We start from the raw sequence: 25,795 nt of genomic DNA, 5'->3' as shown, positions 1-25,795 counted from the left end.
TCCGGACACCGGCCGGCCGGGGCTCGCACCAGCGGTGATCGCCCCTCTCCACGGCGGCGCATCCGGGCGCCCCCGGGGCGCTCGTGCCGCCCGCTTGACAGCTCCCCCGCGCCGTGGGGTACTGCGGGTGCGAAGCCGGGCGGACAGGTCGGGGGTGAGTCTCCTGCCGGAGCTGCGCTACCCCAGTGTTCCCGAACTGGTCCATGCTGCGAGGGGGTTGGCCGCCCGGTGGCCGGGCCTGTGCTCACTGAGACAGGTGGGTGCCTCCCGGGCGGGCAGGCCTCTGCATCTGCTGTCCGTCGGCCGGGCAGCGCGGGCGGTGCTGGTCGTGGCGGGCGCGCACGCCAACGAGCCGGCCGGCGGCTCCACGCTGCTGGCGCTGGCCGAACGAGCCACGCTCGAACGGACGTTGCGGGACGGCGTCTCCTGGCACTTCCTGCTGTGCGCCGACCCCGACGGGGCGAGCCTGCACGTCACCCCGGCGCCGCGCGACCTTCTCGACTACCACCTCGGCTTCTACCGCCCGGCCGGCCCCGAGCAGCCGGAGTGGTCGCCGTCCGTCCTGCCCCCGGACCGCCTGCCGCCCGAGACCCGCGTCCTGACCGGGGTCATCGACGAGCTCCGCCCCTACCTCCAGGTCAGTCTGCACGGCACCGATCTGGGCGGCACCTGGGTGCAGCTGACCCGGGACGTCCCCGGGCTGGCCGAGCCGTTCGCGAAGTCCGCGGCCCGGCTGCACATCCCGGTGGAGGCGGGGGCCTCGGACGCGGCGGGCTGGACGGCGGCCGGGCCGGGCGTGCACGTGATGCCCGCTCCCGGCGCGGGCGCGGCCTACCCGAGCATGCCGGACGACGCCCGGCACAGCACCTGGTACCACGCGCACCGCTACGGCGGCCTGACCGCGATCGTGGAGGTGCCGATGTGGGCGAGCGACCTGGTCGGCGACCCGGCGCCGCACCCGGCGCCGGAGGCGGCGCTGTGCGGGCTGGCGGAACGGCTGCGGCGCGACGCCCTCCAGGTGGAGCGGGTGTTCGCCGAGGCCGCGCCCCGGCTGGACGGGGTGCAGGGGCCGTTGCTGCGGGCCGCGCGGTGGGCCCTGGACCTGATGCCGGGGCTCGCCGAGGACTGGGCCGGCACGCCGCCGGCCGACACCACGCGCGCGTACGTCGGCAGTGTGGAGGCGTTCGCCCGACGGCTGCCGCTGCGCGCGGCGGCCATGCTGCTGAGAGTGCTGCGCGAGACCGACGACCGGGCCGCCCCGCTGGTGCAGCACCTGGTGGCGGACTGGAGCAGCGCCTTCGCCGATCGCTTCCAGGCCCGCTGGGTGCCTCTGGCCCACCAGGTGGAGCACCAGTCCGACACGGTCGTCGCCGCGGCCCGGTACGCGCGTGAGGCCGGGATGTGACACGCGGCACGGGCCCCGGGGCCCGTGCGGGACGGGGGGTGGGAGGGCCCGCGCCCGCGGGCCGGACGCCGGCGCCCGCGTCACTCCTGGTGCATCGGCACGGCGGTGCCGCAGGACCAGCCCGGCCCTCCTGGGCGGGACGTCCCGCGCGCGCGCCTGCCCGCCAGTTCGAACGCGGCGAGCACCACCCTCGACTGGTACTCCACCTGCCGTGCGACCGGGATCCAGCGCGCCCCGCAGCCGTCGCGGTAGTCGGTGCACCAGGCGTCGATGAGCCGGTCCAGCTCGGGCAGCGCACCGACCGCCGCCGGACCGGCGCCCGAGACGAGCTGGTGCAGCAGACCGGCGGTGCGCAGAGCGAGGCGCCGCCCGGCGATCCGCAGGGCGGCCAGGTGGGCGGTGCGCAGGGGTGGCAGGGGACGGCTCGGGGCGGCGACGTCGGGGTCCCAGGCGTCGGCCAGGCCGGGGCAGACGAGTAAATAGTCGCCGATCGGGGCCAGCAGCCGACCGGCGTCCGGCGCCGCCGCGACCAGGGGCCGGATGCGCGCCAGGACCCGCTCCAGAGTGGCGGCGTCGTGGCGCAGGGTGTGGCTGATGGTGCGCAGTGCGGCGTCCCGGTCGGCGGGCGGTGCGCCGTCCTCCACGGCGGCCACGCCCCACATGGGCGCCTCGACGATCGCGGTCACCGTGCCGTGGCGGTGCGGGTGGTACCAGGTCGACTCGACGGCGGCCTCGGTGATGGCCGCGGCCAGGTCGCCGCGCTGCGGCGGGGGGATCAGGTGGACGGCGGGGCCGAGGCTCGGCCAGTACAGGGTGTCGTAGGGGCCCAGTTCGCGCGGGACGCCGAGGCGGGCGGCGATCCGGGCCATGCGGCCGGCGAGGCCGGGCAGGTCATGGGTGAGTTCGAGGAACCCGCCGCCGACGTCGACACCGTGCAGGGACGCCTGGAAGAAAGGTTTCAGTTCGTCCTGGAGGGCGAGCAGCGCACGCGTCTCGGGCAGCACGGCGGCGTCGGCCCCGTCGGGCAGCCACTCCGGCTGCTCCAGGAAACCGGGCCGGAAGAAGTGCCGGAAATAGTGGCCGAGGGTGTACGGGCCGGACAGCCAGCCCTCGTTGCGCCGCAGCCCGTCCGGGTCGAGGCACAGCAGCAGGTTCCAGGTGGCGTCGGCGCCCTCGGTGAGCCCGGGGTCGGCGAGGGCCCGTTCGGCGAGCCGGAGCACGGTGGCGCCGCCCACGGGCTCGTTGGCGTGGGGGCCGGCGACGACGAGGGCCTGACGGGTTCCGTGGCCGACGGACAGCAGCCACAGGGGGGCACCCCCGCGGGAGGTGCCGACGCGCCGCAGCCGGGCGTCCCGGGGGCGGCGGGCGACGAGCGCGGCGGCCTCGTCGGCCAGCTCGTCCACGGTCGGGTAGCGGAGGAGTGGCGGCAGGGCACACCTCCACGTGCGGGGCCGTCGGTTCACCTGGTGTCCGTGGTGTACGCACAGTCAGTCACGGCTCGGCAGGAACGTCAACACCGCCGCCGGGAGGGAAAATTGCCGCCGTGCGGTTCAGGTCGCGGAGAGCCGGAACGCCACGCTGCCGAACCCCACCTGGTCGCCCTCGCGGACGACGACGGCGCCGAGGACGCGCCGCCCGTTGACGGTGGTGCCGTTGGTGGAGCCGAGGTCCCGCAGCACCCACATGCCGCCCTGGCGGCTGAGTTCCGCATGCACGCGCGAGACCGTCTCGTGGCTCAGCCGCAGCCCGTTCAGCGGGTCGCGGCCGATCCGCAGCGGCCGGCCGGTGGCGGGGTGCGGCAGCAGCAGCTTGGGCAGCCGCTCGGCCCGCCAGGCGCTGCGCAGCCGTACGGTGAAGCCGGAGACGGCCTCGACGGCACCGAACACGGCGCGAGAGAGACGGTTCTCCCGGGGCAGGTCGGCGGTGAGGGCGGCGAGCTCGTCCGAGCGGCGGGCCGCCAGCGCCAGTTCCATCCGGCGGATGAAGGTGTCGTGCGAGAGCCGGCCCAGGGCGACACCCTCGCGCAGCACCTTCAGCGCTCGGTCGCGCTCCGCGTCGGACAACCGCGCGGGGCAGGCGGGGAACTCGAAGGACGACGTCACGCTGGTGATTGTCGGCCAGCGAACCCCGGGTGTCCAGAAAACGGGGAAACGGGGCCCCACGCGCGTACCCGGGACGACACCCGCCGCAAAGGGAATGATTCAAAAGCGGATTGATCTCGTTTGACGCACCATGGACGGGCTACATCACGGTGAGCAGACGAAGGGGAACCGTCCGTGCAGTTCGAGGTGTGGGCACCGCAGGCCGAACGCGTGTCGCTGGAGTGCGACGGCGCCACGCACGCGCTGGAGCGCGATCAGGAACGGGTGGGGTGGTGGACCGGGTGGGCCGAGGCGCGGGACGGCTCCCGGTACGGCTTCGCGGTGGACGACGGCCCGGTGCTGCCCGACCCCCGCTCGCGGCGCCAGCCGGACGGGCCGGACGGGCTGAGCGCCGTCGTCGACCACGGACGGTACGGGTGGCGCGCCGGGTGGGAGGGCCGTCCGCTGCCTGGGGCGGTGCTGTACGAGCTGCACGTGGGCACGTACACCCGCGAGGGCACGCTGGACGCCGCGGCGGAGCGGCTCGGGCATCTCGCGGAACTGGGCGTGACCCACGTCGAGTTGATGCCGCTGTGCCCCTTCCCGGGCCGGCACGGCTGGGGGTACGAGGGGGTGTCCCTGTGGGCGGTGCACGAACCGTACGGCGGGCCCGAGGCGCTGAAGCGGTTCGTCGACCGCGCGCACGGACTCGGTCTCGGCGTGGTCCTCGACGTGGTGCACAACCACCTGGGCCCTTCGGGCAACTACCTGCCCGTGTTCGGCCCGTACTTCACGGACACCCACCAGACACCCTGGGGGTCGGCGGTGAACCTGGACGCGTCGGGCTCGGACGAGGTGCGCGCGTTCCTCGTGGGCAGCGCTCTGGCGTGGCTGCGGGACTACCGGATCGACGGGCTCCGGCTGGACGCGGTGCACGCGCTGGCCGACACGCGCGCGTGTCACTTCCTGGAGGAGCTGTCCACGGCCGTGGACGGGCTGGCCGCCGAGACGGGCCGGCCCCTGTTCCTGATCGCCGAGTCCGATCTGAACGACCCGCGCCTGATCACCGTGCGCGAGGAGAACGGCCTCGGGTTGCAGGCCCAGTGGAACGACGACTTCCACCATGCGCTGCACACGGCGCTGACCGGCGAGGCGCAGGGGTACTACGCCGACTTCGCCCGCGCTCCCCTCGCGGCAGTGGCGAAGACCCTCACGGGCGGCTACTTCCACGACGGCACCTACTCCAGTTTCCGGGGCCGCCACCACGGGCGCCCGCTGGACCGCGCCCGCGTCGCCGGACACCGGCTGCTCGGCTACAGCCAGACCCACGACCAGGTCGGCAACCGGGCGCAGGGGGACCGGCTGTCGGCGACGCTCTCCCCCGGGCTGCTGGCCTGCGCGGCGGCGCTGACCCTGACGGCACCGTTCACGCCGATGCTGTTCATGGGCGAGGAGTGGGCGGCGAGCACGCCCTGGCAGTTCTTCACCGACCACACCGACCCGGAGCTGGCCGATGCCGTACGGCGGGGCCGGCGGCGGGAGTTCGCGGCGCACGGGTGGGCGGAGGACGAGGTTCCGGACCCGCAGGACCCGGCCACGCGGGACCGCTCCTGCCTGGACTGGCCGGAGCGGGAGCGGGAGCCGCACGCCCGCGTGCTGGACTGGTACCGCCGGCTGATCGCCCTGCGCCGCACCCAGCCCGACCTGACCGACCCGGATCTCGCCGACACCAAGGTGGCGTACGACGAGCAGGCCCGCTGGCTCGCCTTCCGGCGCGGGGACGTGCGGGTGGCCGTGAACCTGGGCGAGGAGCCGGCGTCGATCCCCCTGGGCACGCGCCCGGCACGGGTGCTGGCCGCGTGGGAGCCGGTGCGCGAGCCGGGGCCGGACGGGCTCCTGCACCTGCCCGGGGAGTCCTGCGTGGTGCTGGAACAGGAGTGAGGCGGGACCGGGGACACCCGGCCGGCGGCGGCTCCCGGGGCCGGCCGGCGGCGGCTCCCGGTTCCGCCGGGTGGGGACAGCCGGCTGCGGACTTCCCGGAACGCCTGCTGCGCGGAGGCCTCCCGGGGAACACGGGCCGGCGAAGCACGCAGGTGGACGCCTGTCCTGCGGGGCGCGTTCCGTGCGTCAGGCCCTCAGTGGTCGTCCTCCCGACCGCTCTCCCTGAGTTCCGTCACGCGTTCCAGCAGGATGGCCTCCCAGGCCCGCCGCAGCCGGATGCGCAGGAGCGGCAGGGGGGTCGCGGCGCGGCCGTCGAGATGTTCGGCCAGCCGCAGGACGGTGTCGCAGCGGGCGAGCCACAGGCCGCGCAGGCAGGGGCGGGCGCCGTAGCCGGCGAGGGTGGCGGCGCGGACGGCGGCGCCGGAGCCGACGGCGAGGGCGAGGCCGGCGATGTCCTCGGCGGGGTCGCCCAGGACCGCCTCGGTCCAGTCCAGGACGCCGCGGACGCGTCCGTCGGCGCTGACGACGAGGTGCTCGCCCCGCAGGGCGTGGTGGACGAGGACCGCGGTGCCGGGCTGGGCGGCCAGCTGTGCCGCGGCGGCAGGGGTGAGCTGGCTCAGCCGGGTGGCGTCGAACTCGTCGGCGTCGTCCAGGCGCCCCGCGACGGACACGGCCATCCGCCGCAGCGCCTCCAGAGAGCGAGCCGGGGCACGCGGGACGCCGAGCGTCTCGGCCTGGCGGGCGGGCACCTCCCGCAGGCCGGTGAGGAGCCCGGCCAGGTCTGCCTCGCCCACGGCGGAGACGTCGTGCTCCTCGGCCGTGACGCCGGGCACCTTGGTGTCGAGGGTGTAGGTCAGTCCGGGCGTCCATTCGCCGTGGGCGACGCTCGTCGGCACGGCGACCGGGACGTGCGCGCGGACGAGGTCGCGCAGGCGCAGCTCGCGGCGCCTGCGGAGGGCCGCCTCGCGGTCGGGGGCGAGGCGCAGCACGAGGCGGGCGCCGACCCACCAGGTGTGCTCGCCGCCCTCGGCGACAGGCCGCAGGGCAGGGCCGGCGGTGTCCGCGTCCTGCGCGCCGGCCGCGCTCTCCTTCAGCAGGGTACGGACCAGTCGGCGGACGGTGTCCGCGGTGGGTGTCGGTGCCTGGGTCATGGTCGCGCCGTTGTCAGTCGGTGTGGGTGCGGGGGGCCGGCCGGGGTGCTCAGTCCACGGTGACCAGCTCGCGGGTGGTGTTGTTCAGGCGGCGTCCGCCGTCCTCGGTCACCGTGACGATGTCCTCGATGCGGACGCCGAAACGGCCGGGCAGGTAGATGCCGGGTTCCACGGAGAAGCACATGCCGGGCACGAGGGGCTGTTCCTCGCCCTCGATCATGTAGGGCGGTTCGTGGGTGGTGACGCCGATGCCGTGGCCGGTGCGGTGGATGAAGTACTCGCCGTAGCCGGCGTCGGCGATGACGGTGCGGGCGGCACGGTCGACGTCCTGGCAGGCGGCGCCGGGCCGGACGGCGGCGCAGCCCGCTTCCTGGGCCGCGCGGACGATGTCGTGGACGCGGCGTTCCTCCTCGGTGGGTTCGCCGACGTGCACGGTGCGGGTGGTGTCGGATCCGTAGCCGTCCTTGAGGCCGCCGAAGTCGAGGACGACCATGTCGCCGCGCTCGATGACGCGGTCGCCGACCTCGTGGTGCGGGTCGGCGCCGTTGGGGCCGGAACCGACGATCGTGAAGTCGACCTGGGCGTGGCCGAAGCGGAGCAGCAGCTCGGCGAGGTCGGCGCCGACGTCGGATTCTCGGCGGCCCGCGAAGGGGAGCGTGCGGATCTCCTCGAAGACCCGGTCCGCCGCCGCGCCGGCCGCGGCCAGCAGGCGCAGTTCGGCGTCGTCCTTCACGGCGCGCAGCATCGGCAGGACGTCGGTGAGGGAGGCGTAGGTGCTGTCGGGCAGGGCGCGTTGCAGCGCCAGCAGGTGCAGGGCCCAGGTGTTGTCGCTGACGCCGAATCGGCCGCCGGCGTCGAGGAGGGCGGCGGTGGCCGCGTAGGGGTCCTTTCCGTCGGTCCAGTCGCGCAGGGTCAGCGCGGGTGCCCCGGGGGCCCGCGCGGCGTCCGGGGCCTCCAGGGCGGGGACGACCAGGACGGGGTCCCGGTCGGCGGTCAGGACCAGCAGAGTGAGGCGTTCCGTGACGGCGGTCGGCGCGTAGCCGGTGAGCCACACCAGATCGGGGCCAGGGGCGACCAGGAGCCCGGCGAGTCCTGCGTCGGCGGCGGCCCGTGCGGCGCGCTCCATGCGGGCGCGGTGGTCGGCGGCGGTGAACGGCGCGGGGGCCCTGCCGGTCATGCGGTCCTCCCTGGGCGGATGCGGGGACCGGCGGGTGTCCCTCCGCGTCGGTCCGTGGCCTGCCAGCATCCTGCCCGGCCCGCGCGGGCCACGCGAGCCGATCGGCGGGTTCTCGCGGGTCGTGGCGGATTCACGGGGCGGGCGCGCCCGGAAGGCCGCACACCCCACCTCAATGGTTGCACCTTGCTCAACCATTAGCGCTAATGCTTGGATGAGAAACAGCCATTACACCCGGCGATCGCCGCCGTGGCCCATCGGCGGACCCCCGTGGCACACCGACAAGGGGGGCGCATCACCGTGCTCGTACTCGCCCACATCAGCGACCTGCACCTGGACGGCGGCACGCGGGCCGCGGAGCGCGCCGGCCGTGTGCGCGACCATCTGTGGCGGCTGCCGGGCCCGGTGGACGCGCTGCTGGTCACCGGGGACATCGCGGACCACGCCGCCGAGGCGGAGTACGAGAAGGCCGCCCGCCTGTTCGGGCTGCACGACCGCAGCGCCCCGTTCCCGGTGCTCACCTGCCCGGGCAACCACGACGACCACGCCGCCTACCGCAAGGCCCTGCTCGGGCAGCCGGCGTCGCGGAGTCCGGTGAACAGCGTCCGGGTCTTCGACGAGGGCGCCGTGCTGATGTGCGACTCCAGCGTCCCGGGGCGGGACGAGGGGGCGCTGGACGAGGAGACGTACGCGTGGATCGAGGCGACGCTCGACGAACTGGACGGCTCCCGCCCCGTCGTCCTCGCGTTCCACCATCCGCCGGTGGCACTGCACCACCCCCTGCCCGACCGCTACGGGCTGGGCCGTCCGGAGGCCCTGGCCGAGCTGATGGCACGCCGACCGGAGATCGCCGGACTGATCACCGGGCACGCCCACACGCCCGCCACCGCCTCCTTCGCCGGGCGGCCCCTGGTCGTGGGGCCCGGGGTGACGTGGACGCTGCGGCTGCCCTGGGAGGGCGAGCAGGTCGCCGACCGGGACGCGCCGGTCGGCCTGGCCTTCCACGTGCTGACCGGTGACCGGCGGCTCACCAGCCACTTCCGCGTGGTCACGTGACGACGCCGGGAACGGCCGGCAACTGCTGGTAGCCGCCGCCGCGGTGCCGGACCGTCAACGTGACCTCGCGGCCGGGGCGGGCCCGGGCCACGGCCAGGGCGAGGTCCGCGGACGAGCCGATGCGGGTGCGGCCGACGGCGAGGACGACGTCGCCGCGGACGAGGCCGGCCGAGTGGCCGGGGCCGGGCACATGGACACCGACGACGAGCGCGCCCGTCTTCCGCGCGTCCATCACCTCCACACCGAGGCTCGCGCGGGTCGGCGACTGCGCGGGCGCCCCGCTCGCGGACGACGGGGCGGACGCGGCGCGGGCCGGGGTCCGCCCTGTGTGCTGGACGTGCCACTGGAAAGCGGCCAGGCGGTCCGCCCCGATCACCGTGGCCCCCGTCGCGCCGACACCGACACCGGCCAGCACCAGGACCGTCCCGACGAACAGGCCGAAGATCAGGGTCGACAGCCTCCGGCCGCGGCGCCGCACGGCGCGCGGACGGCGGACCGGGCCTGCCCCGGGGTCGCCGCCGGGTTCCCGGCCGGGCATCGGTTTGGGCCGCAACGCAGTCTGTTCCATCGATCGCCTCCGACTGGTGCTCTACCCGGCGCACCGGAGCGCGACGTGCCTCGAACGAGTGAGACTGACCCGGCATCAACCGTGGGAGGCGGACCGGCGACCGGCCGTCAGGCGACCGCGGTGAGCGCTGCGGCCAGCACGGCCGCCGCCCCGGCCGGCACGCCCGCGTGCACGAGCTCGACGCGGTGCACGACCCGGGGCTCGCTGACCGGCACGGCCACCGCGCCCGGCACCGACACGGCGGCCGAGGCCGGCAGCAGGGCCAGGCCGTGACCCGCCGCGGCCAGCGCGGTCAGGCTGCGCAGGTCGGTGCCCTCGCAGCGCACTGACGGGCGGAAGCCACGCCCCCCGTTCAGCGCGCGCAGCCGGTCCAGCGGCAGGCCGGCGTCGGGGGCGTCCAGCCAGCGCGCGTCGGCGAGGTCGCCCAGACGCAGCGCGAGGCGCCCGGCCAGCGGATGCGTGGCCGGCAGCAGCACACGGACCGGCTCCTCCGCTACGCCACGGGTGGTCAACGGTGCCACGTCGGGCAGCCGCAACGGGTCGCTGGGCGCGGCGAGGCCGTCGACCAGGCCCAGGTCCGCCCCGCCGGTCACGACGGCCGCCGGGACCGCGTCGCGGGGCAGCACGCGCAGGGTCGCTCCGGCGGCCGGCAGGGAGGCGAGGACGCCCGGTCCGAGCGCGGTGGGCGTCGTGGCGAGCGTCAGTCCCTGCTCGGGCGCGGCCGCCGTCCGGGCGATGTCCGCGCGGGCCGCGTCCAGCCGCAGCAGCAGCGGACCCGCGTGTTCCGACAGCCGCTCCCCGGCGGCCGTGGGCGCGACGGGCCGGCGGGTGAGCAGCGGCGTGCCGAGGTCCTGTTCCAGCGCGGCGATGTGCTGGGACACCGCGGACTGGGTGTAGCCGAGTTCCCGCGCGGCCGCGGAGAAGGAGGCCAGGCGGGCCACGGTGACGTAGGTGCGCAGCAGGTGCGGGTCCATGGCGGACAGGATCCCACCCCATCAGTGTTGCTTATCGAGCGTCCAGTCATCATCGTTGGACGTGAAGTCGGGCGGCGCCGAGGATGAGGCACATGGCCCACTCCTCCGTTCCCGCCGCCCGGATCGCCCTGGTCGGCGACCGCTCCCCGCACGTCGTCTCGCACACCCGCGTCCCGCTGCTGCTCGACGCCCTCGCCGACCGCGAGCGGCTCGTCCTCGACGCCTACTGGATCCCCAGTGAGGACGCCGCCGCCCCGGGCGCGGTGCGCGGTTTCGACGCCGTGTGGGTGCTGCCCGGCAGCCCCTACCGCAGCGAGGCGGGCGTCCTCGCCGCGATCCGCACCGCGCGTGAGGACGGCATCCCCTTCCTCGGCACGTGCGGCGGGTTCCAGCACGCGCTGCTGGAGTACGCCCGCCATGTGTGCGGCCTGACCCGGGTCGCACACGCCGAGAACGATCCGGGCGCCGACGACCTCCTGATCGAGCCGCTGGCCTGCTCGCTCGTGGGGCACGAGGCGGCCGTCGCCGTCGAACCGGGCACGCTCGCCCAGTCCGTGATCGGCGCGGAGCGGACCGTCGAGCGCTACTTCTGCGCGTACGGCCCCTCCCGCCACCTCGACACCCTGCACGCCGGCGGGCTCCGCTTCTCCGGCCACGACGAGGACGGCCAGGTCCGCATCGCCGAACTGCCCGGCCATCCCTTCTTCCTGGCCACGCTGTTCCAGCCGGAACTGTACGGGGACGGATCACGCCCCCACCCGGTGGTCCGGGCGCTGGCCCGGGCCGCCGTCGCGCACGCCTCGGGCGCCGTCGGCCAGGCGGTGTGACCGCTGCTGTCCGGGGCGCCTCGGACGCCCCGGACGGCAGCGGTCAGCCCACGGTGAGGACAGGCGCCGGCGGCCGGTCCGGCAGGAAGCCGTGGGCACGCCGAGCCAGGAAGTCGGGCTTGTAGCGGTCGACCTCCCGGTGCCAGTGCAGGATGCCGGACATCCAGTTCTGCAGGTCGGCCACGTAGTCCCGCATCGCCGCGCGCGCCTCCTGAGAGAGTGACAGATCGTCGTACAGCAGGGGCAGTTCGTGCCCGGCGACATGCTCGAACTGCCGCATCCGCTGGGTCATCAGGTCGTGGACGACGCCCAGGGCGGCCGGGTAGTCGCAGCCGAAGAAGTTCTGCACGACGAGCACGGCGTTGTGGATCTCACCCTCGTACTCGATCTCCTTCTGGTACGAGAAGACGTCGTTGAGCAGGCAGGCGTAGTCGACGGCGGCGTTCTCCAGCGAGCGCACCGGGCCGCTGCGGTACACCTCCGGCGGCACGGCCGGGCCGAGGCCCATCCGGCACAGGCTCAGGGTGAGGTCGGCGCCGAAGGTGGCGCGCCGCATCTCCAGGTAGTCCACCGGGTCGGGGATGCGGTTCTGGAGCTGGTTGGACAGCTCCCACACCCAGCTCTCGGTCATCACGTCGATCGCGGCCTTCAGGGTGCGCCGCTGCTCACGGGTCATCGCCGACGTGGTGCGCGCCCACAGGTCGGCCAGCCCCCGTTCCATGGCGTCGACCGGGACGACGGGCTCCTCGCCGTCGACCGGCATGCACCCGGACAGCCGGGACGTGGTGAGCCGGGCCGCGGCCAGGTCGCGGCGGTTGCCGAAGACGAGGGGGTAGTAGTCGTCGCCGTACGTTCCCCAGGCGAGCCACTGGGCGCTCAGGTCCAGGGCCTCCGGGGTGGCGTCGGGGTCGAGTCCGGCCGAGCACAGCGCGAGGTCGTAGGCGGCGAGCTTGTCCTCGTCCCAGACGCCCTCCAGGAGGATGCCCATGCGGTGCGACCACGCGACGAGGCGGCCTCGCGCGCCCTCCAGGTGGGGGCTGAGCTGCAGGGGGAACGGCATGGGGAAGTCGGGCAGCAGGGACGGCCCGACCCGCTGGAAAGGAGTGTGCCGGTAGGCGCGCGAGCGCTCCGCGGCGGCCGAGGCGAGCAGGGCACCCACGTCGGCGGCGGAGGTGCCGGGCCCGGTCGGGACCCGCCAGGGCGCGGAGGAACGGACAGCGCCCTCGTTCATGTAGCGGCTGGAACGCAGATGCCACTCGTGACCGCCGGACTGCCAGTCCTGCAGCCCCTTGGTGTACGCCGCGACGGCCGCGACCTCGGCCGCGGTCAGGCCCTGCTCCAGCGCGAGGGCGGGCACCTCGGTGAGCGCGGTGTGCTCGAACTGGTGCAGTCGCGAGGTGAGGACGTCGTTGACGGTGTCGGCGGCCTGCTGGGTGCCGCGGCCGAAGAAGGTCTCCAGCACAAGCACGCCGTTGCTGTTCTCCCCCTCGTCCTCCACCTCCCTCTGGTAGGAGAAGAGGTCGTTGCGCAGGTGCACGGCGTCGGAGAACGTCTCCATCAGGACCCTGAGCGGCCTCGCCCCCGCGACCGACGCGGGCACCTCCGCGGTGGCGTACTCCACCAGACCCGCCGACCAGGGCGCCCCCCCGACCTTGCGGCGCATCTCGATGTACTCGACCGGGTTGGCGATCCGGCCCTCGTCGATGTTGGACAGTTCCCACATCGACTCGTTCAGCAGGTGCTCGGTGGCGACGGCGAAGCGGCGGCGCCAGTCCACCGACATCGACGGCACGGTCCGCGCCCACAGGTCCGCGAGCCCCGCCTCCACCGGGTTCTCCGGCTCCGGCACTTCGGCCGCCGGGTCCAGTGGCATGAACAGCGGCAACCGGTCCAGGTGGGCCTTTCCGGCGGCACGGTCCTGGGTGCGCTTGAACATGTCGAGGAAGTGGTCGTCGAAGAAGAACACCCACACGTACCAGTCGGTGATCAGCGACAGGGCGGGGCCGTCGCAGTCGGGGTGGGTGTAGGCGCAGAGCAGGCCGTAGTCGTGCGCGTCGAGGTCGGTCTGCTCCCAGATCCCGGAGCCCTCCAGCATGCCCATGTCCCGCGCCCACTGCACGGAGTGGGCGCGGGCCTCCTCCAGGTGCGGGTTGAGCCGCGCGGGATACGGCATGTAGAAGTGCGGGAGTTCGAACGGCTGCGTCATGGCCGCCCTCTACCCAGGCCTTTCTGGCCCCATCCGAGGGTAGGGACATGATCACACCATCGCGTGAAGCCGCCCCGAACGCCTGCGCGTCCGGGGCGAATCGGCCTGTTCCCGCGCGGGCGCTCTTGCCCGACCCGGGCGGCCGGGCCACCGTGGCCCGCATGGGTTCCTTCGAGAGGGCAGGCACGAGACCGCGGACGCCGAACGGGAGGCCGCCGGCGGCGGACACCCCGCCGGTGCCGGACGTCTTCGATCCCCGGCAGTACGCCGAAGCGGTGCCGTACGCCGCGTACCGCGTCCTGCGCGACCACCACCCGGTGTCCTGGCAGGAGGAGCCCGAGGTGCTCGGCTGGCCGGCGGGGCCGGGGTTCTGGGCGGTGAGCCGCCATGCGGACGTCGTGCGCGTCCTGAAGGACTCCACGACGTACTCCTCCCACCTGGGTGCGACGCAGATCCGTGACCCCGACCCCGCCGACCTGCCGTTCATCCGCAGGATGATGCTCAATCAGGACCCGCCGGAGCACGGCCGCCTGCGCCGCCTCGTGAGCCGGGCGTTCACCCCGGGCCGGGTGGACCGCTTCGCGGAGGTGGTCCGGGAGCGGGCCCGCACCCTGCTCGCGGGCGCCGTGGCGCAGGCCCGGGACGGCGACGGCACCGTCGACGTCGTCACCGCGGTCACCGACGACTACGCGCTGCTCAACCTGGCGGACCTGCTGGGCGTCCCGGCGAGCGACCGCGGGCTGCTGCTGCGCTGGACGCAGCGGGTGATCGGCTACCAGGACCCGGACGAGGCCGGGCCCGTGGTGCGCGACGCGGCAGGACGTCCGGTCGACCCGCGCTCCCCCGCGATGCTGGGCGACATGTTCGCCTACGCCCGTCAGCTGGCCGCGTACAAGAGACGCCACCCCGGCGACGACGTACTGACGACCCTGGCGCACGACGCCGAACTCGCCGGCGCCGAACTGGAGATGTTCTTCTTCCTGCTCACGGTCGCGGGCAACGACACCGTGCGCTCCGCGGCCCCCGGCGGGCTGCTGGAGCTGGCCCGGCACCCCTCGGCCTACGCGCGGATGCGGGCGGGGACGGCCGATCCCGACCGCGCCGTGGAGGAGTTGCTGCGCAGGCATCCGCCGGTGCTCTCCTTCCGCCGTACCGCCGTGCGGGACACCGAACTGGCCGGGCGGCGCATCCGCGCCGGCGACAAGGTGGTCGTCCTGCACGCGTCCGCCAACCGCGACGAGCGTGCCTTCGCCGACCCGGACGGGCTGGACCCGGACCGGACCGTCAACCCGCACGTGTCCTTCGGCGACGGTCCGCACGTCTGCCTCGGCGCGCACTTCGCCCGGCTCCAACTGCGCGCCCTGCACCGGGAGGTGCAGCGGACCCTGCCGGAACTCCGGCTGGCGGGAGAGCCCGTGAGGCTGGTGTCGAACTTCGTCAACGGCATCAAGACACTGCCGCTGCACCTCGCCTGAGGTGGTCCCGGTCACCGCCGCACCTGGATCAGCGCGTGCGTCCCTCCGGTCCGCCACCGCTGCTGCTCGGCGGCGACCAGGGCGGCCTCGGTGGCGGCGTCCAGGCCGGTGATCACATCGGACTTCAGGGTGCGCAGCGCGGCGACCGGGCCGGGGAAGTGGGCGGTGACATCGGCGAAGGGGGTGGTCGGCGGCCACAGACGGTCGCCCACCAGGCGCCGGTAGTTGAGGTCGCCCTTGAGGATCGTCAGCGCGGCCCCGGCGAATTCGGCCCGCAGGTCGCCGGGCATCTCGGCGTACGGCAGGGGCCCGGCGGAGAAGGGGTGGGCCCGAACGGTCAGGGTGCCGTCCTCGAGCGCCGCCCACAGGCGCCGCCCGTGGTCCCGGGCCGCGCCCGGGGCGGCGGTCAGCCGGCGCAGCGCGTCGAGGAGGTCGGCGGTGGTGGCGTCGGAGACGTAGTAGGGATGCGGTTTGAGATGCAGGACCGCACGCGCGACGCGTCCCGCGGACAGCAGGTGCCCGACGAGGAGCAGGTCGGGAATGAGCTCCCGGCCCGCGTTGTCGGCGACCAGGCACAGGGTTCCGGTCCCCGCGGCGGGGAGCAGCGACCACAGGGCGGCGCTGTCGTCGGCGACGAGGGCGGGCGCGGGCGCGGCGTCGGCGGGGTCACCGGCCGAGAGGCGGAAGCTCAGGTCGGCGCGGTTGCCCCACAGGGAGCCGTGCAGCAGGGCCTGCGCCTGTTCGTCGGCGGGCAGCGTCAGCAGGCCGTCCAGCGCGGTCAGTTCCTCGTCCGTCTCCGCGGAGTCGAGTTCGGCGAGCTTGGTCGGGCGAAACGGATCGACGCCCTGCCAGGCGCCGGGTGCGAAGTAGCCGGTCGCCTCCAGGAGGCGACGGTGGAAGTAGCTCTCCGACCACAGCCACGGCACGTCGAACCAGGACCGGCCGATGTGGGAGCCCAGCCCCCACGACAGCCAGCGGTCCCGGTCGGGTGCGCCGGCGGGCAACGGCTCGATCACGCCGTCGGTGCAGCTCTCCAGCAGCGCGTCGAGGGCGCCGCGGATCCCGGGGCCGTAGGGGAACGCCTCGCGCACCTGCCGGATGATGGCGGGATGCCGTCGGGCGAGCACGCTGTGCGGGAACGAGCCGGGCTCGTTCCCGAGCAGCACGGGGGCGGCCGGGGCGGGTGCGGGGGTGTCGGGCATGCGGCTCACGGTACCTCCGCGTCCCGCCGTCCCGGCCGTTCTCACACGGGTGCCGTCGTCTCCCTCTCCAGCCGGGTGATCAGGGTCATGTAGCGCGGGCGGCGCGGCACCGGCACCAGACCGCGGACCAGGACATGCCACATCTCGGCCATTCTGCGGGGCAGTCGGGCGGCGGGTTCGAGGGAGCGGCCCACGACCCGGGTGCCGACGAAGAAGGAGACGAGGGAGTGGGCGACGGCATCGATGTCGACGTCCGGGTGGACGTCGGACTCGCGGACCGCGCCCAGCAGCCGCTGGGTGACGATCTCCAGCCACTCCGTGAACGGGTGCCGCAGGGGCGGCCGTACCGTCACCGTCCCCGTGGCGAGGCGGAGTCCGGCCCGCGCGACCGGCCCCTCGACGGACATCCGGGTCATGGCGAACATGATGCGCATCAGCGATTCGAGCGAGGGGTACCCGCGCACGTCCACGTCACCGGTCACCTGGCGGGAGGCCTGCGACTGCAACTCGATGATGGCGTGGGCGAGATCCTCCTTCGCCGCGAAGTGGAAGTACAGGGCTCCCTTGGTGACCTTGGCGTGCTCGACGATGTCGCTGAGGCTCGTCGCTTCGTAGCCGCGCCGGTCGAACAGGTCGGCGGCGGCTGTGATGATCGTCGCGCGGGTCTGCTCGGCGCGTAACTGCCTCGGCATCGAGGGACACTCCTACGACTACGACAGGAAAGAACGGGTCATGCCGTTTGTTTATGACTCCCTGTACACGATATCTCACCACTCAGCCGTTCCGACCCGGCAGTCGAAGAGAGACGTTCCGCCTTGGAGCCCGACGACCCGAATTCCCGTCAGATCCTGTTCCACGACCTGTATCCAGGCGGGTTCGTCCAGTTCAGCGTACTGATGGAAGCGGGCCTCGTACGACACCGGGGTGCGTCGTCCCACAGTGTGGACGGTGACCGCCTGACGGGCCGCCTCCAGCAGGAGCATGCCGGGAACGTGATCCAGAGGATGGTCGAAGAAAACGGGGTGTGCGGTATTTACTCGGAGGCGCCATCGCCCGTCGCGGTCGCTGGGAGCGAGGACGACATCGGCGGGCAGCGCCCGGCCGACGGCGGCCGGGGGCAGCCCGGTCGGCACCGGCAGGGCCAGGACGGTCTCCGAGGTGCGGCCGGCCCTCAGCCGCCGGTAGACGGCGTCACTCATGCAGGTGAAAGCGACGTGCGCGGTCGCGACGCGGTCACCGGAGCGCAGGACGTGGGCCGTGTAGCGGGCGGACGCGGGCCGCGGGCCGCGGTACTGCACGTCCGTGAAGGCGACCTCCACGTCGAGTTCGGCCGGCAGGGGCCCGACCGCGAGGTGCTTCCAAGAGGTCGTCACGTCGAAGGAGTCGAGTACGAACCGGTGCCCCATCGGCACGTCGTACTCGGCATGCGAGAGCAGTGTGCCGCTCTGCCGGACCGTCTCCACGACCAGCAGCGGGTCGTACGACGACCAGTCCGGCGAGACGTGCAGAGCGTGGGAGCGGGGCCACTGGGCCGACACCGTGAACCGGTTCTCCGCCAGGCGTCGCCAACCGGTGAGCAGCGTCTCCGCGACCGCCGCGCGGTGGACGAGCTGACGGGGAACGGTTGCCGTCATGGACAGGGTCTCGGCAAGCCGCCGCGGTTGAGGCATCTCTCTCCCTACGGTCCCCCGGAAGCCGGGCGGACGGCGGGGCGTCCACGCCGCTGAGCACTACGGTACGAGGTGACCGGTTTGTTTTCAACGAGATCAGTCCGTGACGCCCACTGATCGGGGCGTTCCGTAAGATCGTACGGGTCGTTCAACTGCGGCGCCCGCGGAGGGGCTTTCATGGCAAGACAGGAACGCGCCATCAGAACGCGCCGATTGATTCTGGAGGCGGCCGGCGCGGTCTTCGACGAGCACGGCTACGCGTCCACCACCATCGCGATGGTGCTGGAGCGAGCCGAAGTCACCAAGGGTGCTCTGTACTTCCACTTCCCTTCCAAGGAGTCGCTCGCCCGGGCCGTCCTCGCCGAGCAGGTCCTCTTCGGGACCGTCCCACCGCGCGGCTGCAAGGTGCAGGAGATCATCGACATGACCTACGCGGTCGGGCAGCGGCTGCGCACCAACGCGCTGCTGCGCGGCGGCGTACGACTGGCCGTGGATCAGGAGACACCGTCGGGGGTGGACCGCGGGGAGCCGTTCCGGCAGTGGGCAGAGCGGCTCACGACCCTGCTGGAGCAGGCCGCCGACCAGGGCGAACTGCTGCCCACGGTACGGCCGGGCGAAACGGTCGAGCTGCTGGTCGGATCGTTCACCGGCATCCAGCTGATGTCGCGGGCACTGACCGACCGCGCCGACCTCGGCGACCGGCTCGCGGTGCTGTGGGCGCATCTGCTGCCGAGCATCGCCGTGCCCGGCCTGCTGCCGGGCCTGGACAGTGCGGCGGACCGGGGCGCACGCGTACTGAAGGAGGTCCGCGAGGCGGAGGAGGCCCTGGTGGCCGTGGAACAGATGCCCGCCGGGGTGGAGTGACGCCGCGGAGAACGCGCGGCGGGACGACCGGTGCCCATCCACACCGGCCGTCCCGCCCGTACGAGGACCCTCCGCCGCGGGCGAGTCGGCCCGCGGCGGGCTTCGACGGGCACTGGCCCGTCCTGCGGCCCGGGTCGTGCGCGAGGTGCTGCGCCGCGCCCGGCCACCCCGGTACGGGGTGACGGTGGACGCGCGATGTTACCCGTGGGTCGGCCGTGGAGGAACGATAGGCATGGCGCGGGGCTCGGGGATACAGAGGAAACCCTCGATCCGACCCGGCGACCCACCCTCGGCACACCGGCCGGACATGCCGTACGGCCTGCCGTTCGGGGGCACGGGGAACGGCAGACCGTACTGCGGCGGACACACCGCGCACCGGAACGGAGCAGCGGGTGCCCGGCCCGGCCGTCGGCGCGGACGGCGCCGGGCACCGCGGCGGCACCGCACCGCGGCACCCGGCGCCGCACGGCATCGCGACCCCGCCTCCCTGCCGGGCGCCGCCGCGATGTGCGCGTTCACCGGGACCGTCCGGGTTCGATGGCCGTACCGGCCGCCGAACCGGTGTGATGCCGACGTCAGTTGACGTGGACCGGCGCGCCCGCGTCGGTGACCGGGGCGTAGGTGGCGGTGAAGTAGCCGTTGGCGAAGCACAGGGACGATCCGGACGCCTTGGTGAAGTGCTGGTCGGTGAAGGCGATCGAGTTGTCGGCGTTGCCGGCGACACCCGACAGACCGGCCGCCCGGTAGACGCAGGTGACCGTGCCGAGCAGGGTACGCAGCTTGACCGTGGTCTGGACGGCGCTGCCCGCCGAGGGCGTCACGGTGACCTCGCCGGCCGAGGTCACCGTGGTGGCGTAGGGCAGCTGGTCGACCGTGATGCCGGTGACACCGAGGACACCGAGGACATTGCTGGTGCAACTGGCCTGGTCGAAGGTGTGGGCGGTCAGGGACTCGGTCGCCGTGCCGGGTGCGGTGGGGTTGTCGGTGACGGTGGCGGTGAACTGCGAGGACGTGCAGGACACACCACTGGTGCCCCCGGCGCTGGAGTAGAACGTGGCGGTGGTGCCGCTCGCCAGGGAGGCGGTCAGGACGTCACCGGCGGCGACCGGCGTGCCGCCCGCGCCGCCGGTGGTCAGGACGGGGACGTCGGCGGCGGAGGCCGGGGCCACGGCGGGGAGCGCCAGGGCGACGACGGCTCCGGCCAGGGCCAGCAGATTGCGAGTGCGCATGCGGGTGCCTCTTCTCGGCGGAGTGGGGGTGATGGACGAGGGCGACGCGCAAGGGATGTGCGGCAGCCGGCCGAAGGGCGTGGGGCGCCTTCGGACAAGCGGGAAAGTGCTTGTTCCGGCGATGTGCGGCGACCTGCCGCGCAACAGAACGGGCGCGGCGGATCCGGCGCCACGGATCCGGGTCGAATGAGCAGAGTTGTAGACCTGATGAACCGTCAACGTCAAGGTCTGGAAGGCAAGTTGCTCGGCGCCAGGCACGACCGGCAACACCCTTGACCCTTCACTGTAACCATCGGTAACTTCCGATGGGTCGCTACCGTGCACCCGAGAAAGCCCTTGTTGCCGCACCATGGCGCGGGGCGTGTGCACGGCAGTCGCCGTCCGCGCCAGGACGACGCGCAGACGAATCCGACCACCCCGCATCGACCACGCCGACGGGAGCAGACATGGAAAGCGATTCCACGACGAACGCCCCGGAGGAGCCGGAGGGGAACGACAGACGCGGCAGGGTCCGGCTGCGCCGCGCCGCCGTGCTCGCGGTGCCGGCCACCCTTGCCGCCGCCGGTCTCGCGGTGCTCACCGCGCAGGGCGCGCTGGGCGTGCAGTTCGCGATCTCCGGGATGCCCTTCACCGTCACCGCCACCGACCTCGACGGAACGGGCTTCGAGCAGTTCGGGGCACTGGACAACATGGCGGAGGGCAGCCCCAACGCCGGTGACACCGGCGGCCAGGTCCTGGTCGTCACCTCCGCGATCAAGAACGCCACGCTCACGAAACTCTGCCAGAGCGTCGACCTGGGCGGCGTGAACCTGCTCATCACGGCGGGAGACGGCAAGGAGAAGGTGACCGCGACCGATCTGACCACCGACTCCACCGAGCTGACGGGCAACGCCGACTTCGACGGCATCGAGATCGGCAACGATGCCAGCACCCTGACCAAGGCCGGGGTGAAGGGGCCGATCGGCGTCTTCAGCCAGCAGGCGGACACCGTGCACATCGCCGACCTGCGGCAGACCAACTACGCCACCACCGCAGGGGTGTTCCGGCTGCCCGGCCTGAAGCTCCGCTTCAGCGGACAGGGTTGCTGAACCGCATGACGGAACGCACGCGGACGGGACCGCGGGCGGCCTTCCGCCGCTGGCGGTACCGGCGACCGTTCTGGGGCGGGCTGCTGCTCGCCCTGGGCGGCGGCGAGATCCTGCTCACGGAGCAGGCGTCATTGAAGGTCGTCCTGCACATCGGGATGCAGGGGCTGGCCGGCTACCTGCTGCCCACCCTGATGGTGCTGCTCGGCCTGCTGATCCTGTTCAATCCCGCGCAGCGTCTCTTCTACTCCCTCACCGGTGTCCTGCTCTCCCTGGGCACGTGGCTCACCTCCAACCTGGGAGGCTTCTTCCTCGGACTCCTCCTCGGCGCTACCGGCAGCTGCCTGGCCTTCGGCTGGCTGCCGGACCAGGAACCGCGCCGGCGCCGCCCCCGGAAGGCCGAGCTCCGTACGGCCGCCGCTCCGGCCGCCGGGGCCGGCGAGGCCACCTGAGCCGCGTCCGGCCTCCGGCCCGCCCGGCCCGTGTCCTGTGAGCCGGCGCGGATCATCGGGTCCGCCCTCGGGCCCGGCCGGTGCACCGGGACGGCAGCCGCGCGGACCGGCCGCGGCCACCGGACCGGCCGCGGCCACCGGGCCGGGCGAACCGCCGTGAGGCGCGAATCGTCGGGCTGGGGAAACCGCCGGACCCGGGGAGCCGAGTCCGTGCCACCCGCCGAGCAGCAGGGCGCCGGACGAGGACCGGCCCCGTCGCCGCCCGAGCGGGGGCGCGGGCGGCGACGGGGCCGGGTGAAGGTCGGGGGCACTGCGCGGAGGCGAACGGGAACCCGTGTGCCCTCGCGGCGGCCGGCGGCCGGGCGCCGCCGGGAGAAGGGCGTCAGGCCAGGCCGGCCGACTTCAGCCAGGCCCTGGCGACGTCCAGCGGGTCCTTGTCCTCCAACTGCACCTGGGCCCCGAGGTCCAGCAGCGCCTTGGTGTCGAGCTTGGCCGAGACGGCGTTCAGCGCGTCGGCGCCCTTCTGGGAGAGGCTGCCCTTGTGGACGAGCGGCTGCACGTTCTCGAACCCGAAGAGGTTCTGCGGGTCCTGCAGGACGACGTACTTCTCCTTGGCGATCGCCGGGTCGGTGGTGAAGACGTCCGCCACCTGCACGGCGTTCTGCTTCAGCGCCGCCTGGGTGAGCGGGCCGCCGGCGTCCAGGGCCTTGAAGGACTTGAACTCCAGGCCGTAGACGTCCTTGAGCCCGACCAGACCCTGCTGCCGCGTCTGGAACTCCGGCGAGCCGCCGATGACCAGGTCCTTGGCGACGCCCTTGAGGTCGCCGATGCTCGACTCCGAGGTCAGGTGGTACTTCGCCGCGGTCGCCGCGTTGACGGTGACGGAGTCCTTGTCCTGCGCCTGGGACGGCTCCAGCAGCATCAGCGCGTCGTCGAGCTTCGCGGTGATCGCGGAGGTCGTCTCCTCGGTGGTCTTCGGCGTGGCCTTCGGGTCGAGGTAGGCCAGCAGCGCCCCGTTGTACTCGGGCAGGACGGTGATCGAGCCGTTCTTGATCAGACCGTAGGTGGTCTCGCGGCTGCCGATGTTGGGCTTGTAGGTGACCTTGACGCCCTTGGCCTTCAGGGCCTCGCCGTAGATGTCGGCGAGCAGGATGCTCTCGGGGAAGTTGTTGGAGCCGACGACGACGGTCTTGCCGTCCGCCTTCGCACCGTCGAGCGGGTTGTCACCGGTGTCGTCGGACGAACAGCCCGTCAGCAGGGCCGCCGCCGCGACCAGCGCGGCCGCCGCCACGCCGGGGATTGTCCTGAAGGGCCTGTTGCGGTGGGCGGTAGGAGTCACGATTCCCGTTCCGGTTTCGAGGACGACATTCGAGGACGCACAGAGAACAACGAACTGCTTACGGCACTCTTCATCGATCCAATCCAGCCCGTTCTCGATCAGTCAAGCGAATTCGGCTCGGCGCGTGCCTTCGTTATGGGGCCGGAACCCCGGAAGACTCGTCGCAGTTGACGGCATGTCCGCCTGCCCGGGCCCGTCCTCCGTGCGTTCGGAAGGTGGGCCCGGGGCCCAGGCACGGGGCCACGGAGCCACGGGGAGCACGGCGGGAGGGTGCGGTCGGCGCGGGCGGGTTCGCGGGAGGCCCTAACCCCGCCTTCGCACCCCCGGTGACACGGTGAGGCGGCCCGCCGCCCAGAACAGCGCGAGCGTCACGAGGGCCAGGGCCGCCACCAGGGTGGCGCCGCCGACGACCTTCTCGTAGTCGTGCTGGTAGAGGCCGTCCATGATGTAGCGGCCCAGGCCGCCCAGGCTGACGTAGGCCGCGATGGTGGCGGTGGAGACGATCTGGACCGCCGCCGTCCGCAGACCGCCGAGGACGACCGGGAGGGCGACCGGGAGTTCGACCTGGAACAGGATGCGGGCCTCGCTCATGCCCATGCCGCGGGCCGCGTCCACGGGGGACGGGTCGACGGAGCGCATCGCCTCGTAGGTGGTGACCAGGATCGGTGGGACGGCGAGGACGACCAGCGGGATCATCACGGGCACCAGGCCGAAACCGAACAGGATGAACATCAGGACCAGCAGTCCGAAGCTGGGCAGGGCGCGGGCGGCGGTGGCGATGAACGCCAGTACGTTGCCGCCGCGTCCGGTGTGGCCGGTGAGCAGGCCCGCCGGAAGTCCGACGGCCGCGGCGACACCGAGCGCGATCAGCGAGTAGCGGAGGTGTTCGAGCAGACGCGTGGGGATGCCGTCGTAGCCGTGCCAGTGGGCGCTGTCGCCGAAGAACGCGCCGACGAAGTGGAGGACGTTCACCGGGCGGCGCCCTTCCCCGCGGTGACGGCCGGTTCGGGCCGGTTCCCGGCGGACGGGCGGCGGGCCCCGCGCGGCATCCACGGGGTCAGGATCCGGCGCAGCAGGACCAGCAGGGCGTCGACGACGGTGGCCAGGACGGCGGTACCGATCACGGAGAGCCACACCAGGCGCGGCCGGCCGTAGCTCATGCCGTCGTAGAGCAGGTTGCCGAGCGCGCCCTGGTTGCCGATGAGCATGCCGACGCTGACGAGCGAGATGCTGGACACGGTGGCGACCCGCAGGCCGGCGATGATCGCGGGCGCCGCGATCGGCAACTGGACCTGGAGATAGCGGCGTACGGGGCCCAGGCCCATCGCGGTGGCGGCGTCGAGTGTCTCCTGCGGCACCGAGCGGACGCCGTCGACGATGGCGGGCACGAACACCACGAGGCTGTAGACGGCCAGCGGGATCATCACGGTCGTCTCGGTCTGGCCGGTGTAGTCGATGAGGACGACGAAGAAGGCGAGGGAGGGGATGGCGTACAGGACGGTGGTCACCCCCAGCACCGGCGGGTACAGCCAGCGCAGCCGGACGCACAGCTGGGCGACGGGCAGCGCCAGCAGCAGGCCGGCCAGGACGGGGATCAGCGCCTCGCGCAGATGCAGACCGACCAGGCCGAGGTAGCTGTGCTGGAGGTCGCTCGGGAGGTCGAACAGGCCGTTCATCCGGCGACCTTCGCGGAGGCGCCGGTGTCGGCACCGTCGGAGCGGCCACCCGCGTGCGCGGCGCGGATGGCCTCGCCGATGGCCTGCTGGGAGACGACGCCTGCGACCCGGCCGCTGCCGTCGACGGCGACGGCCCAGCCGGTCGGGGACAGCACGGCGCAGTCGAGGGCGGCCCGCAGGGAGTCCTGGCCGGCCACGAAGGGCCGGCCGCAGGGCAGGAGGCGGCCGGGGTCGACGGGGCCGTCGGTCGGCAGGCCCGGCTCGGCCCAGCCGAGCGGCCTGCCGTCCGCGTCCGTGACGAGCAGGTAGGGCGCGTCGCCGGTGTCGCGGGCCGCGGTCCGCCCGGTGCCGGCGGCGGCGACCGGCCCTGTGAGCAGTTCCAGTTCCGCGGAGGGGAAGAAGGACAACCGGCGGATACCGCGGTCGGCGCCGAGGAAGTCCTCGACGAAGGCGTCGGCCGGGTCGGACAGCAACTCGGCGGGCGGCGCGTACTGGGCGAGCCGCCCACCGGTGCGCATCACGGCGACCATCGTGCCGAGCTTCACGGCCTCGTCGATGTCGTGGGTGACGAAGACGATGGTCTTGCCCAACTCGGCCTGGATGCGCAGCAGTTCGTCCTGGAGGCCTTTCCTGACCACCGGGTCGACGGCGGAGAACGGTTCGTCCATCAGCAGCACCGGCGGATCGGCGGCCAGCGCCCGCGCCACTCCGACGCGCTGCTGCTGACCTCCGGAGAGTTGATAGGGGTACCGCTTGGCGAGGGACCCGTCGAGCCCCACCCGCTCCATCAGCTCCCGCGCGCGGGAGCGCGCCTTCTCCTTGCTCCAGCCGAGCAGGCGCGGGACGGTGGCGATGTTGTCGACGATCGTGCGGTGCTGGAAGAGGCCGGCGTTCTGGATGACGTAACCCATCGACCGGCGCAGGGTGTTGACGGGCTGACGGCGGCTGTCCTCTCCGTCGATCAGGATGCGGCCCTCGCTCGGTTCGACCATCCGGTTGATCATCCGGAGCGTCGTCGTCTTCCCGCACCCCGAGGGTCCGACGAAGACGGTGATCGCACCGTCGGGGATGTCCAGGGAGAGCCGGTCGACTGCCACCGTGCCGTCCGGGTAGCGCTTGGTGACTCCGTCAATCCTTATCAAAACGCCGCATGTCCTTCGGGTTTGGCAGCTTTCGTCCGTTCGACCGACGATTTCGCTCCCACGGACGCCATTGGGGGAAGAGTCTAGACCGCCGCTGTTCGCACGGCTTCAGCGCCGATGCGGTGGGCGCGCCCCGCCCCAGGCAAGGACGGATCCGTGCCGTCACCGGCGCCCGCCGGGAGACGCAGGTGGGAGGCGCAGGCGGCGCCGACTGGCCGGCCGACTGCACGAACGGGCCACCGTGCCGCGCCGATGGGAGGGTGCGGCACACCGTCCGG

Annotated in this window: 23 protein-coding genes; 8 read left to right on the top strand and 15 right to left on the bottom strand. The window is 73.4% G+C overall.

Annotation, left to right across the window (positions count from 1 at the left end; genetic code table 11):
• Window positions 1–154 precede the first annotated feature (154 nt).
• On the top strand, window positions 155–1,405 hold the full coding sequence (locus tag JS756_RS22830) for a M14 family zinc carboxypeptidase (protein WP_205385040.1): 1,251 nt from the start codon (window positions 155–157) through the stop codon (window positions 1,403–1,405).
• 80 nt (window positions 1,406–1,485) lie between these two features.
• On the opposite strand, the gene JS756_RS22825 is transcribed toward JS756_RS22830, so the two are convergent.
• Complete coding sequence (locus JS756_RS22825; RefSeq protein ID WP_205385039.1) at window positions 1,486–2,808, bottom strand: M14 family zinc carboxypeptidase; 1,323 nt, start codon at window positions 2,806–2,808, stop codon at window positions 1,486–1,488.
• A 147-nt stretch (window positions 2,809–2,955) separates the two neighbouring features.
• Window positions 2,956–3,507: an FHA domain-containing protein gene (locus tag JS756_RS22820; RefSeq protein ID WP_205385038.1), complete on the bottom strand. Its 552-nt coding sequence runs from the start codon at window positions 3,505–3,507 to the stop codon at window positions 2,956–2,958.
• A gap of 174 nt (window positions 3,508–3,681) precedes the next feature.
• On the opposite strand from JS756_RS22820, the gene treZ reads away from it, so the two are divergent.
• Window positions 3,682–5,427, top strand: coding sequence for a malto-oligosyltrehalose trehalohydrolase (gene treZ, locus JS756_RS22815; protein WP_205385037.1), 1,746 nt, complete (start codon window positions 3,682–3,684; stop codon window positions 5,425–5,427).
• 194 nt (window positions 5,428–5,621) lie between these two features.
• Here treZ and JS756_RS22810 read toward each other — a convergent pair whose 3' ends face one another.
• Together JS756_RS22810 and JS756_RS22805 are read right to left on the bottom strand one after the other, a co-directional pair.
• Window positions 5,622–6,578, bottom strand: coding sequence for a phosphotransferase family protein (locus tag JS756_RS22810; RefSeq protein WP_205385036.1), 957 nt, complete (start codon window positions 6,576–6,578; stop codon window positions 5,622–5,624).
• A 49-nt stretch (window positions 6,579–6,627) separates the two neighbouring features.
• Window positions 6,628–7,755 carry an aminopeptidase P family protein gene (locus JS756_RS22805; RefSeq protein ID WP_205385035.1) on the bottom strand — a complete coding sequence of 376 codons (1,128 nt, stop codon included), beginning with the start codon at window positions 7,753–7,755 and terminating at the stop codon, window positions 6,628–6,630.
• 297 nt (window positions 7,756–8,052) lie between these two features.
• Between JS756_RS22805 and JS756_RS22800 the strand changes: the two genes are divergently transcribed.
• Complete coding sequence (locus JS756_RS22800) at window positions 8,053–8,808, top strand: metallophosphoesterase (RefSeq protein ID WP_205385034.1); 756 nt, start codon at window positions 8,053–8,055, stop codon at window positions 8,806–8,808.
• On the opposite strand, the gene JS756_RS22795 is transcribed toward JS756_RS22800, so the two are convergent.
• Together JS756_RS22795 and JS756_RS22790 are read right to left on the bottom strand one after the other, a co-directional pair.
• Window positions 8,801–9,376 (bottom strand): PDZ domain-containing protein, encoded by a 576-nt coding sequence (locus tag JS756_RS22795; protein ID WP_205385033.1) that lies wholly within the window; start codon window positions 9,374–9,376, stop codon window positions 8,801–8,803. The two genes, JS756_RS22800 and JS756_RS22795, sit on opposite strands and share 8 nt — an antisense overlap.
• Before the next feature lie 107 nt (window positions 9,377–9,483).
• A complete protein-coding gene (locus tag JS756_RS22790) occupies window positions 9,484–10,350 on the bottom strand; it encodes a LysR family transcriptional regulator (protein ID WP_205385032.1) in 867 nt (288 codons plus the stop codon).
• Between the two features lie 92 nt (window positions 10,351–10,442).
• Between JS756_RS22790 and JS756_RS22785 the strand changes: the two genes are divergently transcribed.
• Window positions 10,443–11,177, top strand: a complete 735-nt coding sequence (locus tag JS756_RS22785; protein ID WP_205385031.1) for a CTP synthase C-terminal region-related (seleno)protein — start codon at window positions 10,443–10,445, stop codon at window positions 11,175–11,177.
• 43 nt (window positions 11,178–11,220) lie between these two features.
• Here the strand turns inward: JS756_RS22785 and cyc2 are convergent, their stop codons facing one another.
• Window positions 11,221–13,383 (bottom strand): germacradienol/geosmin synthase Cyc2, encoded by a 2,163-nt coding sequence (gene cyc2 / locus JS756_RS22780; RefSeq protein ID WP_205385030.1) that lies wholly within the window; start codon window positions 13,381–13,383, stop codon window positions 11,221–11,223.
• 161 nt (window positions 13,384–13,544) lie between these two features.
• Here cyc2 and JS756_RS22775 point away from each other — a divergent pair, with 161 nt between their 5' ends.
• Window positions 13,545–14,858 carry a cytochrome P450 gene (locus JS756_RS22775; RefSeq protein WP_205385029.1) on the top strand — a complete coding sequence of 438 codons (1,314 nt, stop codon included), beginning with the start codon at window positions 13,545–13,547 and terminating at the stop codon, window positions 14,856–14,858.
• An 11-nt stretch (window positions 14,859–14,869) separates the two neighbouring features.
• Here JS756_RS22775 and JS756_RS22770 read toward each other — a convergent pair whose 3' ends face one another.
• The 3 genes from JS756_RS22770 to JS756_RS22760 form a co-directional block, all read right to left on the bottom strand.
• Window positions 14,870–16,060, bottom strand: a complete 1,191-nt coding sequence (locus JS756_RS22770) for a damage-control phosphatase ARMT1 family protein (RefSeq protein WP_205385028.1) — start codon at window positions 16,058–16,060, stop codon at window positions 14,870–14,872.
• A 41-nt stretch (window positions 16,061–16,101) separates the two neighbouring features.
• A complete protein-coding gene (locus JS756_RS22765; RefSeq protein WP_205385027.1) occupies window positions 16,102–16,752 on the bottom strand; it encodes a ScbR family autoregulator-binding transcription factor in 651 nt (216 codons plus the stop codon).
• Window positions 16,753–16,827: 75 nt separating this feature from the next.
• Window positions 16,828–17,694, bottom strand: a complete 867-nt coding sequence (locus JS756_RS22760) for a ScbA/BarX family gamma-butyrolactone biosynthesis protein (RefSeq protein ID WP_240204191.1) — start codon at window positions 17,692–17,694, stop codon at window positions 16,828–16,830.
• A 213-nt stretch (window positions 17,695–17,907) separates the two neighbouring features.
• Here JS756_RS22760 and JS756_RS22755 point away from each other — a divergent pair, with 213 nt between their 5' ends.
• The gene (locus tag JS756_RS22755; protein ID WP_205385025.1) at window positions 17,908–18,594 is read left to right on the top strand and encodes a ScbR family autoregulator-binding transcription factor; all 687 of its coding nucleotides are present in this window, start codon (window positions 17,908–17,910) and stop codon (window positions 18,592–18,594) included.
• A gap of 575 nt (window positions 18,595–19,169) precedes the next feature.
• Here JS756_RS22755 and JS756_RS22750 read toward each other — a convergent pair.
• Window positions 19,170–19,823: a Tat pathway signal sequence domain protein gene (locus JS756_RS22750; RefSeq protein WP_205385024.1), complete on the bottom strand. Its 654-nt coding sequence runs from the start codon at window positions 19,821–19,823 to the stop codon at window positions 19,170–19,172.
• Between the two features lie 446 nt (window positions 19,824–20,269).
• Here JS756_RS22750 and JS756_RS22745 point away from each other — a divergent pair, with 446 nt between their 5' ends.
• Together JS756_RS22745 and JS756_RS22740 are read left to right on the top strand one after the other, a co-directional pair.
• Window positions 20,270–20,911, top strand: a complete 642-nt coding sequence (locus JS756_RS22745; RefSeq protein WP_205385023.1) for a DUF6230 family protein — start codon at window positions 20,270–20,272, stop codon at window positions 20,909–20,911.
• Between the two features lie 5 nt (window positions 20,912–20,916).
• The gene (locus JS756_RS22740) at window positions 20,917–21,360 is read left to right on the top strand and encodes a DUF6114 domain-containing protein (protein WP_205385022.1); all 444 of its coding nucleotides are present in this window, start codon (window positions 20,917–20,919) and stop codon (window positions 21,358–21,360) included.
• A gap of 382 nt (window positions 21,361–21,742) precedes the next feature.
• On the opposite strand, the gene JS756_RS22735 is transcribed toward JS756_RS22740, so the two are convergent.
• From JS756_RS22735 to JS756_RS22720, 4 genes are all read right to left on the bottom strand, one after another.
• Complete coding sequence (locus JS756_RS22735; RefSeq protein WP_205385021.1) at window positions 21,743–22,699, bottom strand: ABC transporter substrate-binding protein; 957 nt, start codon at window positions 22,697–22,699, stop codon at window positions 21,743–21,745.
• A gap of 303 nt (window positions 22,700–23,002) precedes the next feature.
• Complete coding sequence (locus tag JS756_RS22730; RefSeq protein WP_205385020.1) at window positions 23,003–23,671, bottom strand: ABC transporter permease; 669 nt, start codon at window positions 23,669–23,671, stop codon at window positions 23,003–23,005.
• Window positions 23,668–24,375, bottom strand: coding sequence for an ABC transporter permease (locus JS756_RS22725; RefSeq protein ID WP_205385019.1), 708 nt, complete (start codon window positions 24,373–24,375; stop codon window positions 23,668–23,670). The genes JS756_RS22730 and JS756_RS22725 overlap by 4 nt, the downstream gene beginning before the upstream one ends.
• Window positions 24,372–25,517 (bottom strand): ABC transporter ATP-binding protein, encoded by a 1,146-nt coding sequence (locus JS756_RS22720; protein WP_205385018.1) that lies wholly within the window; start codon window positions 25,515–25,517, stop codon window positions 24,372–24,374. The genes JS756_RS22725 and JS756_RS22720 overlap by 4 nt, the downstream gene beginning before the upstream one ends.
• Window positions 25,518–25,795 lie beyond the last annotated feature (278 nt).

This window comes from Streptomyces actuosus, from assembly GCF_016921115.1.
Lineage (GTDB): Bacteria > Actinomycetota > Actinomycetes > Streptomycetales > Streptomycetaceae > Streptomyces > Streptomyces actuosus_A.
This window is presented reverse-complemented; position numbering and strand designations above follow the sequence as displayed.

Excerpts from the sequence above, each read along its gene's own strand:
- JS756_RS22740 (WP_205385022.1), top strand. The coding sequence starts at position 20,917 with ATGACGGAACGCACGCGGACGGGACCGCGGGCGGCCTTCCGCCGCTGG.
- JS756_RS22805 (WP_205385035.1), bottom strand. The coding sequence starts at position 7,755 with ATGACCGGCAGGGCCCCCGCGCCGTTCACCGCCGCCGACCACCGCGCC.
- JS756_RS22770 (WP_205385028.1), bottom strand. The coding sequence starts at position 16,060 with ATGCCCGACACCCCCGCACCCGCCCCGGCCGCCCCCGTGCTGCTCGGG.
- JS756_RS22760 (WP_240204191.1), bottom strand. The coding sequence starts at position 17,694 with ATGACGGCAACCGTTCCCCGTCAGCTCGTCCACCGCGCGGCGGTCGCG.
- JS756_RS22785 (WP_205385031.1), top strand. The coding sequence starts at position 10,443 with ATGGCCCACTCCTCCGTTCCCGCCGCCCGGATCGCCCTGGTCGGCGAC.
- JS756_RS22795 (WP_205385033.1), bottom strand. The coding sequence starts at position 9,376 with ATGGAACAGACTGCGTTGCGGCCCAAACCGATGCCCGGCCGGGAACCC.
- JS756_RS22755 (WP_205385025.1), top strand. The coding sequence starts at position 17,908 with ATGGCAAGACAGGAACGCGCCATCAGAACGCGCCGATTGATTCTGGAG.
- JS756_RS22750 (WP_205385024.1), bottom strand. The coding sequence starts at position 19,823 with ATGCGCACTCGCAATCTGCTGGCCCTGGCCGGAGCCGTCGTCGCCCTG.
- JS756_RS22810 (WP_205385036.1), bottom strand. The coding sequence starts at position 6,578 with ATGACCCAGGCACCGACACCCACCGCGGACACCGTCCGCCGACTGGTC.
- JS756_RS22790 (WP_205385032.1), bottom strand. The coding sequence starts at position 10,350 with ATGGACCCGCACCTGCTGCGCACCTACGTCACCGTGGCCCGCCTGGCC.
- JS756_RS22765 (WP_205385027.1), bottom strand. The coding sequence starts at position 16,752 with ATGCCGAGGCAGTTACGCGCCGAGCAGACCCGCGCGACGATCATCACA.
- JS756_RS22775 (WP_205385029.1), top strand. The coding sequence starts at position 13,545 with ATGGGTTCCTTCGAGAGGGCAGGCACGAGACCGCGGACGCCGAACGGG.
- JS756_RS22745 (WP_205385023.1), top strand. The coding sequence starts at position 20,270 with ATGGAAAGCGATTCCACGACGAACGCCCCGGAGGAGCCGGAGGGGAAC.
- JS756_RS22725 (WP_205385019.1), bottom strand. The coding sequence starts at position 24,375 with ATGAACGGCCTGTTCGACCTCCCGAGCGACCTCCAGCACAGCTACCTC.
- cyc2 (WP_205385030.1), bottom strand. The coding sequence starts at position 13,383 with ATGACGCAGCCGTTCGAACTCCCGCACTTCTACATGCCGTATCCCGCG.